Here is a 17,920-nt window from a genome sequence, read left to right as displayed (position 1 = left end):
CTTGAGGTGGGGTTTTGGTGAGTGGCCCGGCTGGCGGTCGGGTTCGCCGGGAGCCTTGTGCTTGCCTTGAGAGGGTGGTTGGGCTGCCTGGTGGTGGGCTCCGGTTGGGGGCGGTTTGTGGTGGGGCTCCCGGGAGTCTTCGTGCTCGGCTTGGGTGTGGTTCGGGCGCGTGGTGTGGGGCTTGTGGTGGGTGGCCCGGCCGGCGGTTGGGCTCGCCGGGGAGTCTTTGCGCTCGGCCTGCCTTGAGCGGGTGGTTCGGCTGCTCGGGCGTGGGCTCGGGATGGGCTCGCCGGGAGCCGGTTGCGCTTGGCCTGCCCTGGAGGTGGGGACCGGGAGGCGGCCGCGCGTGGCGTGGGCGCGGCCGCCGGGGGAGGTGGTCAGCGCAGGGAGTTGAGGTGGGCCCTGACCGGGGTGGAGAAGGCGCCACCGCTGGTGGCGTCCCAGTTGGTGGACCAGGTCATCACGCCGCCGATCGTCGGGAAGGCGGTGGGCGGGACGTAGGTGCCGCAGTTGGTGCGCTTGGCCAGGCAGCTCAGGGCGTTGTTCACCACGGTCGGGGCCACGTGGCCGCTGCCGGCCGCCGAGCGGGAGGCGGGCAGGCCCAGCGACACCTGGTCCGGCCGCAGCGTGCGCAGCAGGAAGCACGCCTGCGCGGTGATGAAGTCCACGCTGCCCTGGTGCACCACCTGGTCGTTGCAGCCGAGCATGCTGCCCGAGTTGTAGTACTGCGTGTGCACCACGGTGATCAGGTCCTTGGTCTGCTCGATCAGCTGCAGGTACCGCCCACCCGGCTGCACGTCGATGGTCTGCGGCGCCATGGTCAGCAGGAAGCCCGCACCGAGCCGGGAGCGCAGCTGCTTGATCGCGCTGGCCGTGTTCGCCACGTTCAGGCCGTGCTCCAGGTCCACGTCCAGGCCCTGGATGCCGAACGAAGCGGCGATCGCGCTGAAGGAGTTGACGAAGTTCGTCACGTTCGACGGCGAGCTCAGGTCGACGTTGCCCTTCTCCCCGCCGATGGACAGCAGGATCGACTTGCCCGCCGCCTTCTTCGCGGCGATGTCCGCCTTGAGGTCCGCGTCGGTGTACCCGCCTACCGCCTTGGCCAGGCCGGGGTCGACGCCGAAGGTGACCGCGCCCGGTTTCGCCGGGTCCGAGTTGGCGAACGCCAGCACGATCACGTCGTAGGCAGCGGGCACGTCGGCGAGCTTCTGCGGCTTCGCGCCGTTGACGAAGTTCTGCCAGTAACCGGTGAGGTGCTTGTTCGGCACCGCCGCGCCCGCGGTGGCCGGGGCGCCGGCGAGCAGCAGCGCGGCACCGGCCAGCGCGGCGAACAGGGACCTGCGGAGGGACATGACCGTCTCCTTCGATGTGGTCTAAACCAATGTCCCCATGGTCGACCCACTGTGACGGATCGGCAACACGACGAAAGTCGGTTCAGCGCCACGAAGGCAGCCACAGCTCCGACTGCCAGTGCTCGTTGGTGATCGATTCACCGTTGAGGATCGGCCACAGCCAGGCGAAGTTGGCCACCACCAGCCCCACGTACAGCGACACCACCAGCAGCCCGGTGCCCCGCCGCTCGAAGCCCTGCCGCACCGCGCCGAGGACCTGCCCGAGCACCAGCGTCAGCCCGAGCACCAGGAACGGCGCCATCGGCGTGGCGTAGAAGAAGTACATCTGGCGGTCGAGGTTGACGAACCACGGCAGCAGTCCGGCGAGGTAGGCGACCACCACCGACGCGTACCGCCAGTCCGCCCGGAACGCCGACCGCCACAGCCCCCAGGCCAGCACCGGCAGCGAGAGCCACCACATGGCCGGGGTGCCGATCAGCATGGTGGCCCGCACGCAGTCGGCCTCACCGCAGCCGGCGGCGTTGGCGCCCGATTCGTAGGAATAGAGCATCGGCCGCAGCCCCATCGGCCACGTCCACGGCTTCGACTCCCACGGGTGCGGATCGTTCTCCGGCGTCTTCAGCCCGGCGTGGAAGTCGAGCACGTGCAGCGAGTAGTGCACCAGGGAAGCCAGCGCGTCCGGCACCCAGCCGAACACCCACCACGGCTGGATGCCGTCCAGCTCGACCAGGTGCCGGTCGGTAGCGGTCTCGCTGGCGAACCAGAACGCCCAGGTACCGAGGTAGACCAGCACCGGAATGGCGACCAGCCCCCACAGCGCGGGCGCGACGTCCCGGCGCAGCGTGCCGAGCCACGGCCGCGCGACGCCGGCCGCCCGCCGGGCCGCCACGTCGAAACCGACGCAGAGCAGGCCGAACGCGAGGATGTAGTACAGCCCCGACCACTTGACGCCGAGCGAGAGCCCGAGCATCACCCCGCCGGTGAACCGCCACCAGCGGAACCCCAGCCGCGGCCCGTACGGCGATTCGCCCGCCCAGCCTTCGCGGACCGCCAGCGCCATCCGCTCGCGCACCTGGTCGCGGTCGAGCAGCAGGCAGCCGAACGCGGCCACCACGAACAACGCGGTGAAGATGTCCAGCATGCCCATCCGCGACTGCAGGTGGAGCACGCCGTCGCAGATGACCAGCACACCGGCCACGCCGCCGAGGAAGGTGGAGCGGGTCAGCCGCCGGGCGATCCGGATCACCAGCAGGATCAGCACGGTGCCCGCCAGCGCCGCGGAGAAGCGCCAGCCCCAGCCGTTGTAGCCGAACAGCCATTCGCCGAGCGCGATCAGCTGCTTGGCCACCGGCGGGTGCACGATCAGCTCGTAGGCGTAGTTGTCCTCGTAACCGCCGTTGCGCAGCATCTGCCACGCCTGCGGCACGTAGTGCTTCTCGTCGAAGACCGGCGTGCCCTTGTCGGTGGGGAAGCCGAGGTTCTGGAAGCGGAGCACGCCGCCGATGGCCACCAGCACCAGCGTGACCACCCAGCCGCGCAGCCGGTCGGCGGGCATCGGGCGGCCGAGCAGGGCGGCCTCGCGATCGGAGCGCGGGGCGTGCTCGTCGACCGGATCCGGGTACGCGCCGTCACCGGGCGAGCGCATCAGGAGTGCGGTCACGGGGTCCGATCCTAGGCGCCGCGCTGTGAGGTCGCCGCGAGCGCCCGCTGGCCCGTCGGCCGCGGTGCCGCCCGGACCCCTTAGGCTCCTCACATGCCGGAGACCGGGCGGCTGGTGCTCGCCGCGACACCGCTGGGCGACGTGCGGGACGCCTCGCGGCGCCTGGTCGAGGCGCTCGGCCGGGCCGACGTGATCGCCGCCGAGGACACCCGGCGCCTGCGCTCGCTGGCCGCCGCGCTGGAGGTCACGCCCACCGGCCGGGTGGTCAGCTTCTACGAGGACGTGGAGACCTCGCGCCTGCCGAAGCTGGTCGAGGCGATCCGCGCCGGGGAGACCGTGCTGCTGGTCACCGACGCGGGGATGCCGAGCGTGTCCGATCCCGGGTACCGCCTGGTGGTGGCCTGCGTCGAGGCGGACCTGCCGGTCACCTGCCTGCCCGGCCCGTCCGCGGTGACCACCGCGCTGGCGTTGTCCGGCCTGGCCTCGGACCGCTTCTGCTTCGACGGCTTCGCGCCGCGCAAGAGCGGCGAACGGGCCAAGTGGCTCAGTGGCCTGGCCACTGAGCCACGCACCACCGTGTTCTTCGAATCCCCGCACCGGCTGGCGGCCACCCTGCGTGACGCCGCCGGGAGCCTGGGCGCGGACCGGCGGGCGGCGGTGTGCCGGGAGCTGACCAAGACCTACGAAGAGGTCAAGCGGGGTTCGCTCGGCGAGCTGGCGGACTGGGCCGATGAAGGGGTCCGCGGTGAGATCACCGTGGTGCTGGCGGGCGCACCGCCGCGGTCGGCGAGCGTGGCGGACCTGGTCGGCGAGGTGGCCGAGCGGGTCGCCGCCGGTGAGCGCCTCAAGTCGGCCGCCGCCGAGGTCGCCGAGGCCACCGGTGTCTCGAAGAAGGAGCTGTACGACGCCGTGCTGGCCGCGCGCAGGTCAGCGGAGTAGCGCCGCGACGGCTTCCCGTGCCTTGTCGGCGTCGGGTTCTTCGCCGGAGATGATGTCGGTGTAGATGAACGACTCGGCGATCCGCACGATCAGGTAGGCCAGGTCGTGCACCGGCAACGGTGGTTCCAGCGTGCCGTTCTCGATCTCCTCGGTGAGCAGCTCCTCGACCGCCGCGATCGTCCGCCGCTGCACCAGGCTCGCCTTTGTGGTGAGCAGGCGCAGCGCGCGTTCCGGCTCGCGGCGCAGGAACGCGCGGAACGGTTCGTCGCTGTTGACCGTGCGCACGTAGGTGCCGACGACCTCGGCGATGCGGGCCCCGCCGCAGCCGCCGACCGCCCGGTGGTGCCGGTCGAAGGTGCGCTCGGTGATGGACCAGATGACCTCGCCGAGCAGTTGCTCCCGGTTGCCGACCCAGCGGAACAGCGTGGCCCGGCCCACCCGCAGCTCGGCGGCCAGCTCCTGCATGTCGATCCGCCGCCCGTCGAGGAACCACTGCCGCGCCAGGCTGAACGCGTCCGTCACGTCCGGTTTGGTGGAGACCACGTATGGAACATAACACGCCATTGTCTCACCGTGAGACGATCGGTAGGATCGTCTCATTCGGACGAGGAAAGGCTGACTGGAATGCGTGCTGTGCAGGTGACCGAGTTCGGCGGGCCCGAGGTGCTGAAGCTCGCCGAACTGCCCGATCCGGTGCCCGGCCCCGGCGAGGTGCTGATCGAGGTCGACCACGCCGGCCTCAACTACGCCGACACGCACCAGGCCGAGAACAGCTACCTCGCGCCCACCGAGCTGCCGCTGGTGCCGGGTGGTGAGGTCGTCGGCCGCACGCCGGACGGCAGGCGCGTGGTGGCGCTGCTGCACAAGGCCGGCGGGTACGCGGAGAAGGCCATCGCCCCGGAGGCGACCACCTACGACGTGCCGGAGGGCATCGACGACCACACCGCGCTCGCGTTCATCGCCCAGGGCATGACCGCGTGGCTGCTGCTGCGCAAGAACGCGCACCTGGAGGCCGGTGAGTCGGTGGTCGTGCACGCCGCCGCCGGTGGGGTCGGTTCGCTCGCCGTGCAGCTGGCCAAGGCGTGGGGCGCCGGCCGGGTGATCGCCACCGCGAGTGCCGAGGACAAGCGGCAGCTGGCCGTCGACCTCGGTGCCGACGTGGCGGTGGACTCGCGTGCGGAGAACATGACCGACGTGCTGCGCGAAGCCAACGGCGGCAAGCGCGTGGACATCGTGCTCGACATGACCGGCGGCCGCATCACCGACGAGAGCATCGCCGCGCTGGCGCCGTTCGGCCGCCTCGTCTTCTACGGCATGGCCAGCCGCGAGCAGCCGAAGCCGGTGGAGCTGGGGAACCTGCTCAGCCACTCGACCACCATCTCCGGCATCTGGCTGCCGCACGCGCTGCGCCTGCCGGGCGGCCTGTTCGAGCGCGGCCTCGCCGAGCTGTTCGACCTGGCGAAGAGCGGCCGGGTCAGGGCGATCAACGGCGGTGAGTACGCGCTCGCCGACGCCCGCCGGGCGCACGAGGACCTCCGCTCCCGCGCCACCACCGGCAAGCTGCTGCTCAACCCGCGGGCGTAGCCAGCAGGCGCTCCAGCGGAGCGGCCTTGTGCAGGCACTCCTGCCATTCGCGGGCCGGGTCGGAGTCGGCGGTGATCCCGCCGCCGACACCCAGCCACAGCCTGCCCCCGTGCAGTTCGAAGGTGCGGATCGCGACGTTCAGCTCGAGCCCGGCCACCGGGGACACCAGGCCGATCGCGCCGGTGTAGACCCCGCGTGGTGCGGGCTCGAGTTCGGCGATCAGGTCCAGCGCGCGGATCTTCGGCGCGCCGGTCACCGAGCCGGGCGGGAAGGTGGCCGCGAGCAGGGCGTCGTCCCCGCCGCGCAACCTCCCCTCCACTGTGGACTCCAGGTGCCAGACGCCGGGGGCGGGGCGCACGGCGAGCAGCTCCGGCACCCGGACGCTGCCGACCGCGCAGACCCGGCCGAGGTCGTTGCGCACCAGGTCGGTGATCATCACGTTCTCCGCGACGTCCTTCGCGGACCGCCGCAGCTCGGCGGCCAGGTGGTCGTCACCGGGACCCCGGCGCGGCAGCGTGCCCTTGATCGGCACCGACCGGACGAGATCACCGTGCCGGGAGAGGAACAGTTCCGGCGACAACGAGACGACCGCGCCCCAGCCGCCGCTGAGGAACGCGGCTCGTCGTGGTCGCAACCGCCGGATGCCCTCGCCGAACAACGCGCTCGCGCTGCCGTCGAAGGTGGCCGAGAACCGCGTGCAGATGTTCGCCTGGAACAGTTCCCCGGCTTCGATCGCGTGCACGCAGGTCTTCACCGCGTCGTGGTGCTCGGCGGGCAACGGCCGGTTCAGCCCGGTCGCGGTCCAGCCGGGCCGCGGTGGCACCCCGTCCAGCGCCGCTTCCAGGTCCCGGCGCAGCTCGACCGGCTCATCGCCGTCGACCAGGGCTTCGAACCACCACCTGCCGTCACCGTCCAGGCGCAGCACGTGGCCGGCCCAGCCCCACGCGGCCCGCGGCAACGGGGTGCGCCGCTCGCTGGGATCGGTCAGGTCGTAGGAGAGGTAACCGAACCAGCCGCCGCCGACCGCACCCGGGACGACGTCGTCGACCTCGGCGGACGGCAGCGCGTACGCCTCGGCGTCGGGCACCTCGCCGATCGCCACGCTCGGCGCGATGACCGCCCGCGAACCGAACCACTCGCCGGACAACGCCGCGGGCGGTGGCAGCCCGAGGCGGCGGGCGCGCGCGTCGAGCAGCAACAGCGCCGCCTCCGGCGCCACCGTCGAGTGCAACGCCGTGCGCACCAACCGCATGGCCGTCATTGTGACCTACCGTCGGGGCATGGTCCGAGTAGTGGAAACCAGCCAAGTGGCTCAGATCACGGGCGCGGGCACCGGCACCGACGAGCGGTTCGGCATCCACGCCACCGACCTCGGCATCCTCTGGGACGCCGGTGACGGCCGGGTGCTGGTGCTCTTCGGCGACACCTACGGCCGGGGCTGGGGTGGCCACGGAGCCGGACCACCCGAAGCGGACTGGCGGTGCAACGTGCTCGCCCATTCGTCCGACCGCGACCTGTCGCGCGGGCTGCGGCTGGACGGGGTGGTCGCGCGCGAGGACGGCGCGGCCGCGCAGGTGCTCGCCTCCGGCGACCGCCGCGACGAGGTGACGATCATCCCCAACAGCGGCATCGCCGTCGACGGCAGGCAGTACGTGCAGTACATGTCCGTGCGGAGCTGGGGACCTCCCGGCCAGTGGCAGACCAACCACGGCGGCATCGCGGTGTCGGCCGATGGTGGGACCACCTGGGCGCAGCCGAGCCGGGCGCGCTGGCCCAACCGGGCCGAAGGCGACCACCCGTTCCAGATCGGCTCGTTCGCCAGGGACGGTGACCACGTGTACCTGTTCGGCACCACCAGCGGCCGCTTCGGCCCGGCTCACCTGGCCAGGGTCGATCCGGCGTCGCTGCTCGAACCCGCCGCCTACCGGTACTGGACCGGCGGCGGCTGGGGCCGCGACGAGTTCGCCGCCGCGCCGGTGCTGCCGGGACCGGTGGGGGAGCTGTCCGTGGCGTACAGCGTCCACTTCGGATGCTGGCTGGCGATGCACCTCGACGAGCACCGCGCGGCGATCGTGCTGCGCACCGCCGGCCGCCTCGAAGGTCCGTGGTCGGACGGTCAGGTGGTGGTGTCCGGCCGGGACCGGCCCGCGCTCTACGGCGGTTACCTGCACCCCTGGGCGCTCGACGGGGACGAGGTCTACTACCTGGTCTCGCAGTGGGGGCCGTACAACGTCTTCCTGTACAGGACGAAGTTAGAGCAGTAGGTCCGCCAGGGCGAACGGGTACACCACGGCGTCGTACCCGATCTCGCCGTGGAAGCCCGGTGCGTCGTCACCGCTGCCGTGCTGGTGCACACCGAGTCGCGAGTGGAACCAGCCGGGGCGGCCGGGGATGCCGTTGTGCCGCGCCAGCCACAGCACCACTTCGGAATCGGCCCACTTGTCCGGGTGCAACTCGTGCAGCCACTGCTCGTAACCCGCGTACACCAGTACCCGCTTGATGTTCGCCGCGTGCCGGATGCCGCGGATCCACGACTTGATGAACCGGTCGTTGATGCCCGGCGCGCGCACGTCCAGCGAGGGCGCCAGCGAACCCGGCGCGAACACCCCGAGCGGACTCGCGGTGCGCTGGAAGTGCGTCACCTGTTCGTGCACCGATCCGGGGCGGGCGAAGTGCCTGGCGCCGGTGTGCAGCCCGGCTGCCTGGGCGGCCCGGATGTTGCGGATCGCCGCTGTATCGCTCCAGTTCGTGCTTTCGGTGACGGTCACGCTGGAGAACAGAACTCCGTGGGCGCGGACGGTTTTCCAGTCGTCCACGGTCTCGTGGTGGGACAGGTTGATGCCGCGCTCGGGCTCGGGTTCGCGCATTCCCCTCCTCCCCCGAGATGGGTGAAAGGCCACCATACGTGCGATCAGCACACATGGTGGCCTGCGCGGACCAGCGTGTCCGAAAAAGAATCAGGCCGTCACGCGTTCTCCTTCTGGAACGTGCGCACGCCCCAGAACACGGTGAGCACGGCCATCACCAGCAGTGCCACGCACCCGGTGAACAACGCGTCCATGGTGATGTCGCCGCGGAACGCCGCGCGCTCGGCGTCGACCACGTGGGAGAACGGGTTGATGCGCGAGAGGTTGTACAACCAGGACGGCGCCAGCCCGGTGGTGATCGGCACCAGGATGCCGGACAGCAGCAGCAACGGCATCAGCACCGCGTTCAGCAGCGCCGGGAACGCCGTCTCGCTCTTGATCACCAGGGCCACCGCGTAGCTGGCCGAGCCGAGCGTGATCGCCAGCAGCGCCACGATCACCAGGCTCAGCAGCACCCCGGCCACCGGGGCCTCCAGCGGGAAGACCAGGAACGCCACCACGATGATCAGCAGCGCCTGCACGATCGCCTGGAAGCTGGCCGCGAGCAGTTTGCCGAACAGCAGCGCGGTGCGGCTGACCGGCGTCACGCGGAACCGCTCGGTGACCCCGGCGCGGTATTCGGCGAGCAGCCCGAAACCGGCGAACGAGGTGCCGAACAACGCGGTCTGCACCATGATCGCCGGGGTCAGCACGGCCCAGGAGTTGCCCGGCGGGAAGCCCGGCGTGCTCTGCACCACCTTCTCCATCAGCGGGCCGAAGAAGAACAGGTAGAGCAGCGGCTGCATGATGCCGATCAGCACCCAGGCCGGGTTGCGCAGGGACAGCGTCATGTCCCGCTTGAAGATCAACCAGGTGTCACGGAACACTTGCGGCCTCCTGGGCGGGGGTGGCGGCTTCCGCGTCGCGCAGCGTGCGGCCGGTCAGGGTGAGGAAGACGTCGTCGAGCGTGGGGCGGTGCACCTGCACCGACCGCATCGGGATGCCGGCGCCGTCCAGCGCGCGCAGCAGTTCGGGCAGGGCCACGTCACCGCGCGGCACCCGGAAGCGCACCGTGTCCTCCACAGTGGACACCTCGTGCGCACCGGTCAGCCGACCGGCGATCTCGGCGGCGGCACCGGTCGACTCCGGCGGCACGCCGACGGTCACGCCGTCACCGGAGACCCGGGCCTTGAGCGAGTCGGGCGTGCCCTCGGCGACGATCTCGCCGTTGTCGATGACCAGGATCCGGTCGCACAGCGAGTCGGCCTCGTCCAGGTAGTGCGTGGTGAGGAAGACGGTCACGCCGTGCTCGGTGCGCAGCGAGCGGATGTGCTCCCACAGGTTCGCCCGGCTCTGCGGGTCGAGCGCGGTGGTCGGCTCGTCGAGGAAGACCAGGCCGGGCCGGTGGACCAGGCCGAGCACGATGTCGAGCCGGCGGCGCTGGCCGCCGGAGAGCGTTTTGGTCAGCCGCTGGTCCAGGTTGGCCAGGTCCAGCTGCTCGGCGAGTTCGGCGCCGCGGGCCAGCGCGTCGGCTTTGGACAGCCCGTACAGCCTGCCCTGGATCTCGATCTCCTCGATGACCTTGCAGTCCTGCCAGGTGCCACCGGCCTGGGCGACGTACCCGATGCGGCGGCGCACGCCGACCGGATCGGCCAGCAGGTCGCAACCACCGACGGTGGCCTGCCCGGAGGTCGGCTTGAGCAGCGTGGTCAGCATCCGGAGCGTGGTGGTCTTCCCGGCGCCGTTCGGGCCGAGGAAGCCGACGAGTTCCCCCTCGGCCACGTCGATGTCGACGCCCTTGACCGCGTCGACGCTGCGGCCCCTGGCGGTGAACCGCCGGGCGAGGCCGCGTGCGGTGATCATGGGTTCCCCTCTCGGTAATCAAATTTGACTAGTGAAGCGAGCAGCATGCTCCCCCACACATCGCTGCCGGGTCAAACGTGATTACCGGGGGATGGAAAAGGTGGGGGGATCGTCGTCGGCCATCTGGTACTCGCCCGCCTCCAGCGCGACGACGAGGTCGTGCACCCAGGACCGGGCGGTCTCGGTGAGCCCGCCCCACAGCCCGTACATCCGCACCACGTGCGGCGGGTGCCCCCAGTCGTGCGCGTGCCCCGCGGTGTGCAGGGTTTCCGAGATCGCGCCGTCGAGCCGGACCTCCAGCAGCTTCAGCAGCTCGATCGCGCGGGCGCGCTCCAGCATCGGCATCAGCACGATGCCGGCGGAGAGCAGGTGCCCGGTCAGGTCGGCGTCGGACAGCGCCCCGGTCAGCAGCCGGTGGAACTCGCGCTCACCCGCTTCGGTGAGCTGGTAGGCCACCCGGTCGGGGCCGCGGCCGGACTCGGTGCTGACCTCCTCCAGCAGTTCCTCGCGCGCCATCTTCTTCAGCGCGTGGTAGATCGAGCCGGGCTGCACGCTGGCCCACCTGTCCGCCCGCCAGCCGAGCAGCTCGCGCCGGACCTGGTAGCCGTGGGCGCGGCCGCTCATCCGCACCACGCCGAGGACCAGCAAGCGGGTCGCGGACAACGGGCCTCCCAGGGCGGAACTCGGGTGACAGCTTCCGTAGGCTAATCGGGTATGAGCACCCCAGTGTTGACCGCGGTGGCCTGGCCCTACGCCAACGGCCCCCGCCACATCGGCCACGTGTCCGGCTTCGGCGTCCCGTCAGACGTCTTCTCCCGCTACCAGCGCATGGCCGGCCACCGGGTGCTCATGGTCTCCGGCACCGACGAGCACGGCACGCCGATCACCGTGCAGGCCGACAAGGAGGGGCTGACCTCCCAGCAGACCGCCGACAAGTACACCCGCCAGATCGGCGAGGACCTGCGCGGCCTCGGCCTGACCTACGACCTGTTCACCCGCACCAGCACCGGCAACCACGCCGCGGTCACCCAGCAGATCTTCCTGGCCCTGCACCGCAACGGGTACGTGGTGCCGAAGACCACGCGCGGCGCGATCAGCCCGTCCACCGGGCGCACCCTGCCCGACCGCTACGTCGAGGGCACCTGCCCGATCTGCGGCTACGACGGCGCGCGCGGCGACCAGTGCGACAACTGCGGCAACCAGCTTGACGCCGCCGAGCTGATCAACCCGAAGTCCCGGATCAACGGCGAGACGCCGAAGTTCGTCGAGACCGAGCACTACTTCCTCGACCTGCCCGCGTTCACCCAGACCCTGGGCAAGTGGCTGGCCACCAAGACCGACTGGCGGCCCAACGTGCTCAACTTCACCAGGAACCTGGTCGACGACATGCGGCCCCGGCCGATCACCCGCGACCTGGACTGGGGCGTGAAGATCCCGCTGGACGGCTGGCGCGACCAGCCGATGAAGCGGTTCTACGTGTGGTTCGACGCGGTCATCGGCTACTTCTCGGCCAGCGTGGAGTGGGCCCGCCGCTCCGGTGACCCGGACGCCTGGCAGCAGTGGTGGAACAACCCCGACGCCCGCTCGTACTACTTCATGGGCAAGGACAACATCACCTTCCACGCGCAGATCTGGCCCGCGCTGCTGATGGGGCACAACGGCCAGGGCGACAAGGGCGGTGAGCCGGGCCCGTACGGCGAGCTGAACCTGCCGAGCGAGATCGTCTCCAGCGAGTTCCTCACCATGAGCGGCTCGAAGTTCTCCACCTCGCGCGGCACGGTCATCTACGTCAACGACTTCCTGCGCGAGTACGGCCCGGACTCGCTGCGGTACTTCATCGCCGCGGCCGGTCCCGAAACCCAGGACACCGCGTTCACCTGGGACGAATTCGTCCGCCGCACCAACTTCGAGCTGGCCAACGAGTGGGGCAACCTGGTCAACCGGTCGATCTCGATGGCGCACAAGAACAACGGCGGGGTGCCCGCGCCGTCCGCGCCGTCCCCGGCCGACGAGGAGCTGAAGGCGCTGTCGCGGCAGGCGTTCGAGACCGTCGGCGGGCACCTGGCGCGCTCGCGGTTCAAACTGGCGCTCGGCGAGGCGATGAAGGTCGTCTCGGCGGCGAACAAGTACCTGTCCGACCAGGAGCCGTGGAAGCTCAAGGAGGACACCGCGCGGCGCGACAGCGTGCTGCACACCGCGCTGCAGGTGGTCTCCGACGCCAACACCATGCTGACGCCGTTCCTGCCGCACTCGGCGCAGAAGGTGCACGAGGCGCTGGGCGGCACCGGGGTGTGGGCCGCGCAGCCGGAGCTGCAGGACGTGCCCGACCTCGACATCGACGGCCGGACGAACCCGATCCTGACCGGGGACTACGCCGCCGAGCAGGCGAAGTGGTCGTCCACGCCGATCGAGGTCGGGCGCCCGCTGGCCAAGCCGTCGCCGCTGTTCGCCAAGCTCGACGCCGAACTGGCCGAGACCGGACCGGAATGGGCGCCGATCGAGCCGTGAGCGGGAAGGAGCTGCCACCGGTGCCGGAGCGGCTGCCCGCACCGGTGGTCGACGCGCACACGCACATGGACGCCTGCGGCGCGGTCACCGCGGCCGACGTGACCGCCATGGCCGACCGCGCCGCGGCGGCGGGGGTGACCCGCGTGGTCACCGTCGCCGACGACCTCGCCGCCGCCCGCTGGGCCGCCGAAGCGTCCACTTGGGACGATCGGGTGTATGCCGCGGTGGCGGTGCACCCCACGCGCACCAAGGACTTCGGCGAGGCGGAAAAGTCCGAAGTAGAGCGACTGGCTCGCGGTGAGCGGGTGGTGGCGGTCGGGGAGACCGGCCTCGACTACTACTGGGACTACGCCCCGCACGAAGCCCAGCAGGAGGCGTTCCGCTGGCACATCGACCTCGCCAAGCGGCTCGGCAAGGCGCTGATGATCCACGACCGCGACGCGCACGACGACGTGTTCCGCATCCTCGCCGAGGAGGGCGCGCCGGAGACCGTGGTGTTCCACTGCTTCTCCGGTGACGGGGAGTTCGCCCGCAAGTGCCTCGACGCCGGTTACGTGCTCTCGTTCGCCGGCACGGTCACGTTCAAGAACGCCCGCGGACTGCACGACGCGGCGCGGATCGCGCCACTCGGTCAATTCGTGGTCGAGACGGATGCCCCGTTCTTGACCCCCCACCCGCACCGGGGCAGGCCGAACGAGCCCTACTGCACCGCCTACACCGTGCGTTACCTGGCTGAGCTGCGGGAAGAGCCGGTGGAAACGATTTCCGACGCGGTGCGCGAGACGGCCGAACGCGTCTTCCGACTCCCCGCTGTTACTTAGGGTTTGACGCATTGCGACAAAGGATCAGTGCCACTGGGCCATCCGAGGAGTGATACAGATCACGACACTGCGGGGGGTGTTTGCGCAACCCCCGAGTCTTCGTTACTGTCCCGTGATCGTGCCGGTCGGTTGCCCGCAGAGGGGCGGTCGCCGGGACACCCACAGTCACGTCAGTGCACGTCGGGGAAGTGCTACCGGGTCCCCGAAGCCCGGGAACGCTTGGATGGCGCTGACTGCGGGAGCCGGATAACCGGTGCTTCGGCGCCGAAGTGAAGGCAACGGCCTTTTTTGTGAAAGGGATCGACCCAGTGACTGGTGGTTACGGGCGCGGCGAATACGCGCGCCAGGACAACCCGACGAGCATGTTCGCCTCCTCCGGTGGGGGCGTCGGCACGCTCGACTGGCCCAACCCCGAGGGCGAACTCGACTTCTCCGACGACCTGAACGTCACGCCGCACGACGTGCTGGCCGTGCTCGGGCCGGACGCCGACGCGTTGATGGCCGAGGCCAACGTCGACGTCGACGAACTGATCCGGCTGATCAACGCCGAGACCACGATGCTCCCGCCGATCGTCATCCCCGACGAGATCAGCGAGGACCGGGTCGCCGAGGGCGCGCCGCTGCCGGTCGAGGACGGCGTCGTCAAGGCCGCCAAGACCTGGAAGAAGCGGTTCCTCAAGGGCACCGTGATGGCCGTGCTGCTCACCCTGACCGGTGGCGGCGCCGCCGCGATGGCGATGAACAAGAGCGTCACCGTCGACGTCGACGGCGCGCAGCAGACGGTCAACACCTTCGGCGGCACCGTCGGCGAGGTGCTCAAGGACGCCGGCTACTCGATCGGCGCGCACGACGCGATCTCGCCGTCGCCGGACGCCGCGGTCGCCGACGACACCGTCATCACCCTGGAGCGCGGTCGCCAGCTGAACCTGATCGTCGACGGGACCCCCCGCGAGGCGTGGGTGCGCGCGACCACCGTGTCCGAGGCGATGACCCAGCTCGGCCTTGCCGAGGCGGGCAAGGCGGGCACCTGGATGTCCGCCCCCGGTGACGGGCAGATCCCGCTCGAGGGCATGACCCTGGAGATCAAGACCCAGAAGCACATCACCCTCTTCGACGGGGGCAGCGAGCCGCGCCAGGTCACCACGAACGCGGTGACGGCGAAGGAGTTCTTCCAGGAGCTGCAGCTGACGATCGGCCCGGAGGACAAGGTCGACGGCGGCTTGGACTACAAGCTGACCGACGGCGCCGAGGTGCACATCAGCCGCACCGGCGTCTCGGTGATCAACGAGAACGAAGAGATCCCCCCGCCGGTCGAGGAGATCAAGGACGACACCCTCGACAAGGGCAAGACCGTTGTCGAGGAAGAGGGCGAAGCCGGTTCGAAGAACGTCACCTACCGGGTGACGAAGGAGAACGACAAGGAGATCGCCCGGGAGAAGATCTCCGAGGAGATCACCAAGGAAGCCAAGCCGAAGAAGATCCGGGTCGGCACCAAGAAGGCCGCCGTGCCACCGGTCTCCGGCGGTGCGGTGTGGGACAGGCTCGCGCAATGCGAGTCCACCGGCAACTGGGCCGCGAACACCGGCAACGGCTACTACGGCGGCCTGCAGTTCAACGCCAGTACCTGGAAGGCCTACGGCGGCACGCAGTACGCCCAGCTGCCGCACCAGGCCAGCCGGGAGCAGCAGATCGCCGTCGCCACCAAGCTGCGCGACGCCCGCGGCAACTACGGCGCCTGGCCCCACTGCTCCAAGAAACTGGGCCTGGCCTGAGCCCACCGTTGGCGAGCGCCACACCACACGCGAACCGGCGGCCAGTCCGCCCCAGGTGACCACCCACACTCCCCCGCCTTGACAAGGTCATCCACGCCGTAGTCACCATCAGAAGCCGGGGTGGGCACCCCGTCCGCACCAAGAAGCCCACACCTAAACTCACCACCCGTGACCAAACCTGCCGGGCTGCTCGGCCCCGCCGAGATCCGCGGCCTGGCGGCCGAACTGGACGTGCGGCCGACCAAGAAGCTCGGCCAGAACTTCCTGCACGACCCCAACACCGTGCGCCGGATCGTGCAGCTCGCCGGGGTCACCGACGAGGACCGCGTCCTCGAAGTCGGTCCCGGGCTCGGGTCGCTGACGCTGGGGCTCCTCGGCACGGGCGCGCAGGTGGTCGCCGTCGAGATCGACCCCGTGCTCGCGGGCAAGCTCCCCGAGACCGTCGCCGAGCACAGCGAGCACGCCGGCAACCTCACCGTCATCGCCGCCGACGCGCTGAAGATCGAGGAACAGGACCTCGGCGAACCCCCCACCGCGCTCGTCGCGAACCTGCCCTACAACGTCGCCGTGCCCGTCGTGCTGCACCTGCTCGCCGAACTGCCGGGCCTCCGCCGCGCACTGGTCATGGTCCAGACCGAGGTGGCCGACCGCATGGCCGCCGGTCCCGGCAGCCGGACCTACGGCGTGCCGAGCGTGAAGCTCGCCTGGTACGGCCGCGCCAAGAAGGCCGCCGCGGTGCCGCGCGCGGTGTTCTGGCCGGTGCCCAACGTCGACTCCGCGCTCGTCGCCTTCGAACGGGTCCAGACCACTCAGCCCGCTGACCGGCGGACCACCTTCGCCGTGGTGGACGCCGCCTTCGCCCAGCGCCGCAAGACCCTCCGCGCCGCACTGGCCGGTTGGGCGGGTTCCGCCGAGCGGGCGGAAGCGCTGCTCACCGCCGCCGGTGTCGACGCGCGCACGCGCGGTGAGCAACTGACCGTCGAAGAATTCGCCCGCATCGCGGCAGCCGCGGAAAACGGGGGATAACGCGGCTGTTCGTGTGATCTCGGACCACGGGCTTGCGTTCGGCGAACCGGATCGGGTGTACTCCTTCTTGCATCCATCCCGAGCGACTGAGAGACCTGGCTCGCCGAAGTCGCAGCAACCTCCCGAGAGGGCAGGTGCTAACGCCAGGACCGATGGAGGAATCCAAGTGTTCAACCGGAGGTCGGGAGCCTGGGGCTCGTCCCCCGCGGTTTTCCAGTCACTCATGCTCACCCGGCGTCGCGTCGTGGATGAGGGTCGCCGCACGGTGAGTGCGTGTCGTCGCTCCAACGTCTGACCCAGTAACCACTTCGCCGCTTTCCGGTCTACGCCACACCGTCGCGTCCGACGGTGCTTCCTTGTGGTCGGCGCACGCCCGCGCCCAGCTGTTGGAGCATTCACGTGATCACGCTCGAAAACCTGACCAAATCCTTCCCCGGTGACACCGCGCCCGTGCTCGCCCTGCGCGACGTCAACTTCGACATCAACGCGGGCTCGCTCTACGGCGTGGTCGGCCCGGCCGGCTCCGGCAAGTCCACCCTGGCGCGGTGCGTGGCGCTGCAGGAGCGCCCCGACCGCGGGGTGGTCCGCCTCGACGGGCTCAACACCGGCACGCTCGACGGCCGCCGCCTGCGGGAGATCCGCCGCCAGGTCGGCATCGTCGACTCGCGCGCCACGCTGCAGCCCGAGCGCACCGTCGCCGGCAACGTGGCCTCGCCGCTGGAGCAGCTCGGCGTCGAGGGCCCGCGCCGCCGCACGCGCGTGGGCAACCTGCTCGACCTGGTCGGCCTGACCCAGCGCGGCGGCCAGCACCCGGCCGAGCTGAACCCGGGGCAGCGCCGCCGGGTGGCCGTCGCCAAGGCGCTGGCCACCTCGCCCGCCGTGCTGCTCGCCGACGACCCGACCGCCGGGCTCGAGGGCGACGACGCCGCCGGGGTGCTCACCGCCCTCGACCGGGCGCGGGCCGAACTGGGCCTGACCGTGGTCGTCACCACGCCCGACGCCGGGGTGGTCCGCCGCATCTGCGACGACGTCGCCGTGCTCGAAGACGGCCGGGTCGTGGAAAACGGCCACGTGCTCTCACTGCTGGTCGACCCGTCGAGCCGCACCGCGAAGGCGCTGCTGCCGGACATCGAGACCCCGCGCAGCCAGTCCGCCCGCTACGACCGCGCGGTCGACGTGGTGCTGATCGGCTTCGCCTCGGTCGGCGCGCTGCTGCCCGAGGCCGCCACCCGGTTCGGGGTGGACATCGCCACCATCGGCGGTGGCCTGACCCGGATCGGGGACACCCCGGTCGGCCGCTTCCGTCTCGGCCTGCGTGGTGAGCAGGCCGACGGCGCGCTGGCGTGGATCGCCGAGCGCGGTGCCCACCTCACCCATCCGGTGAACGGGCCGCAGGGCGTCGCCGCCTGAGCCACGGATCGGGGGTGGGGGGGGGGGGGGGGGGGGGGGGGGGGGGGGAGAGGGAGGGAGGGGGGGGGGGGGGGGGGGGGGGGGGGGGAGGGGGGCGGGGGGGAGGGGGGGGGGTGGGTGTTTTTGGGTGGGGTCCGTG

16 protein-coding genes and 1 riboswitch are annotated in these 17,920 nt (G+C 70.9%); of the genes, 8 read left to right on the top strand and 8 right to left on the bottom strand.

Annotation, left to right across the window (positions count from 1 at the left end):
- Positions 1-377: 377 nt before the first annotated feature.
- Positions 378-1,352, bottom strand: coding sequence for a chitinase (locus tag AC07EG_RS02745; protein ID WP_478251251.1), 975 nt, complete (start codon positions 1,350-1,352; stop codon positions 378-380).
- Positions 1,353-1,434: 82 nt separating this feature from the next.
- Positions 1,435-3,012 (bottom strand): dolichyl-phosphate-mannose--protein mannosyltransferase, encoded by a 1,578-nt coding sequence (locus AC07EG_RS02740; RefSeq protein WP_478251250.1) that lies wholly within the window; start codon positions 3,010-3,012, stop codon positions 1,435-1,437.
- A gap of 93 nt (positions 3,013-3,105) precedes the next feature.
- On the opposite strand from AC07EG_RS02740, the gene rsmI reads away from it, so the two are divergent.
- Positions 3,106-3,951, top strand: coding sequence for a 16S rRNA (cytidine(1402)-2'-O)-methyltransferase (gene rsmI / locus AC07EG_RS02735; RefSeq protein WP_478251249.1), 846 nt, complete (start codon positions 3,106-3,108; stop codon positions 3,949-3,951).
- Here rsmI and AC07EG_RS02730 read toward each other — a convergent pair.
- Positions 3,940-4,494: a QsdR family transcriptional regulator gene (locus AC07EG_RS02730; RefSeq protein WP_478251248.1), complete on the bottom strand. Its 555-nt coding sequence runs from the start codon at positions 4,492-4,494 to the stop codon at positions 3,940-3,942. The two genes, rsmI and AC07EG_RS02730, sit on opposite strands and share 12 nt — an antisense overlap.
- Positions 4,495-4,575: 81 nt before the next feature.
- Here AC07EG_RS02730 and AC07EG_RS02725 point away from each other — a divergent pair, with 81 nt between their 5' ends.
- The gene (locus AC07EG_RS02725) at positions 4,576-5,535 is read left to right on the top strand and encodes a quinone oxidoreductase family protein (RefSeq protein WP_478251247.1); all 960 of its coding nucleotides are present in this window, start codon (positions 4,576-4,578) and stop codon (positions 5,533-5,535) included.
- Here AC07EG_RS02725 and AC07EG_RS02720 read toward each other — a convergent pair.
- Complete coding sequence (locus AC07EG_RS02720) at positions 5,519-6,787, bottom strand: aminodeoxychorismate synthase component I (protein ID WP_478251246.1); 1,269 nt, start codon at positions 6,785-6,787, stop codon at positions 5,519-5,521. The two genes, AC07EG_RS02725 and AC07EG_RS02720, sit on opposite strands and share 17 nt — an antisense overlap.
- Positions 6,788-6,815: 28 nt before the next feature.
- Here AC07EG_RS02720 and AC07EG_RS02715 point away from each other — a divergent pair, with 28 nt between their 5' ends.
- Entirely contained in the window at positions 6,816-7,799 is a 984-nt protein-coding gene (locus AC07EG_RS02715; protein WP_478251245.1) for a DUF4185 domain-containing protein, read from the top strand.
- Here the strand turns inward: AC07EG_RS02715 and AC07EG_RS02710 are convergent.
- From AC07EG_RS02710 to AC07EG_RS02695, 4 genes are all read right to left on the bottom strand, one after another.
- The gene (locus tag AC07EG_RS02710; protein ID WP_478251244.1) at positions 7,788-8,402 is read right to left on the bottom strand and encodes a GH25 family lysozyme; all 615 of its coding nucleotides are present in this window, start codon (positions 8,400-8,402) and stop codon (positions 7,788-7,790) included. The two genes, AC07EG_RS02715 and AC07EG_RS02710, sit on opposite strands and share 12 nt — an antisense overlap.
- Positions 8,403-8,500: 98 nt before the next feature.
- Positions 8,501-9,268, bottom strand: coding sequence for an ABC transporter permease (locus AC07EG_RS02705; RefSeq protein ID WP_478251243.1), 768 nt, complete (start codon positions 9,266-9,268; stop codon positions 8,501-8,503).
- Positions 9,258-10,244 carry an ATP-binding cassette domain-containing protein gene (locus tag AC07EG_RS02700; protein ID WP_478251242.1) on the bottom strand — a complete coding sequence of 329 codons (987 nt, stop codon included), beginning with the start codon at positions 10,242-10,244 and terminating at the stop codon, positions 9,258-9,260. The genes AC07EG_RS02705 and AC07EG_RS02700 overlap by 11 nt, the downstream gene beginning before the upstream one ends.
- An 81-nt stretch (positions 10,245-10,325) precedes the next feature.
- The gene (locus AC07EG_RS02695) at positions 10,326-10,907 is read right to left on the bottom strand and encodes a PadR family transcriptional regulator (RefSeq protein ID WP_478251241.1); all 582 of its coding nucleotides are present in this window, start codon (positions 10,905-10,907) and stop codon (positions 10,326-10,328) included.
- A 51-nt stretch (positions 10,908-10,958) separates the two neighbouring features.
- Between AC07EG_RS02695 and metG the strand changes: the two genes are divergently transcribed.
- From metG to AC07EG_RS02670, 5 genes are all read left to right on the top strand, one after another.
- Positions 10,959-12,752, top strand: a complete 1,794-nt coding sequence (gene metG / locus AC07EG_RS02690; protein ID WP_478251240.1) for a methionine--tRNA ligase — start codon at positions 10,959-10,961, stop codon at positions 12,750-12,752.
- Positions 12,731-13,573, top strand: coding sequence for a TatD family hydrolase (locus AC07EG_RS02685; protein ID WP_478251239.1), 843 nt, complete (start codon positions 12,731-12,733; stop codon positions 13,571-13,573). The genes metG and AC07EG_RS02685 overlap by 22 nt, the downstream gene beginning before the upstream one ends.
- 362 nt (positions 13,574-13,935) lie before the next feature.
- Positions 13,936-15,345: a transglycosylase family protein gene (locus AC07EG_RS02680; protein ID WP_478251746.1), complete on the top strand. Its 1,410-nt coding sequence runs from the start codon at positions 13,936-13,938 to the stop codon at positions 15,343-15,345.
- A 168-nt stretch (positions 15,346-15,513) separates the two neighbouring features.
- Complete coding sequence (rsmA, locus tag AC07EG_RS02675; RefSeq protein WP_478251238.1) at positions 15,514-16,371, top strand: 16S rRNA (adenine(1518)-N(6)/adenine(1519)-N(6))-dimethyltransferase RsmA; 858 nt, start codon at positions 15,514-15,516, stop codon at positions 16,369-16,371.
- A 70-nt stretch (positions 16,372-16,441) separates the two neighbouring features.
- A riboswitch (SAM riboswitch) is annotated at positions 16,442-16,530 on the top strand.
- Positions 16,531-16,770: 240 nt separating this feature from the next.
- Positions 16,771-17,781, top strand: coding sequence for a methionine ABC transporter ATP-binding protein (locus AC07EG_RS02670; protein WP_478251237.1), 1,011 nt, complete (start codon positions 16,771-16,773; stop codon positions 17,779-17,781).
- Positions 17,782-17,920: the final 139 nt, after the last annotated feature.

It is taken from the genome of Amycolatopsis sp. NPDC045836, from assembly GCF_056431745.1.
The sequence above is the reverse complement of the archived record's forward strand: the minus strand, read 5'-3'. Positions and strand labels throughout refer to the sequence as shown.

Coding starts and splice junctions, on each gene's coding strand:
- AC07EG_RS02745 (WP_478251251.1), bottom strand. CDS start 1,352: ATGTCCCTCCGCAGGTCCCTGTTCGCCGCGCTGGCCGGTGCCGCGCTG.
- rsmI (WP_478251249.1), top strand. CDS start 3,106: ATGCCGGAGACCGGGCGGCTGGTGCTCGCCGCGACACCGCTGGGCGAC.
- AC07EG_RS02725 (WP_478251247.1), top strand. CDS start 4,576: ATGCGTGCTGTGCAGGTGACCGAGTTCGGCGGGCCCGAGGTGCTGAAG.
- AC07EG_RS02720 (WP_478251246.1), bottom strand. CDS start 6,787: ATGCGGTTGGTGCGCACGGCGTTGCACTCGACGGTGGCGCCGGAGGCG.
- AC07EG_RS02715 (WP_478251245.1), top strand. CDS start 6,816: ATGGTCCGAGTAGTGGAAACCAGCCAAGTGGCTCAGATCACGGGCGCG.
- AC07EG_RS02710 (WP_478251244.1), bottom strand. CDS start 8,402: ATGCGCGAACCCGAGCCCGAGCGCGGCATCAACCTGTCCCACCACGAG.
- AC07EG_RS02700 (WP_478251242.1), bottom strand. CDS start 10,244: ATGATCACCGCACGCGGCCTCGCCCGGCGGTTCACCGCCAGGGGCCGC.
- metG (WP_478251240.1), top strand. CDS start 10,959: ATGAGCACCCCAGTGTTGACCGCGGTGGCCTGGCCCTACGCCAACGGC.
- AC07EG_RS02685 (WP_478251239.1), top strand. CDS start 12,731: ATGGGCGCCGATCGAGCCGTGAGCGGGAAGGAGCTGCCACCGGTGCCG.
- AC07EG_RS02680 (WP_478251746.1), top strand. CDS start 13,936: ATGTTCGCCTCCTCCGGTGGGGGCGTCGGCACGCTCGACTGGCCCAAC.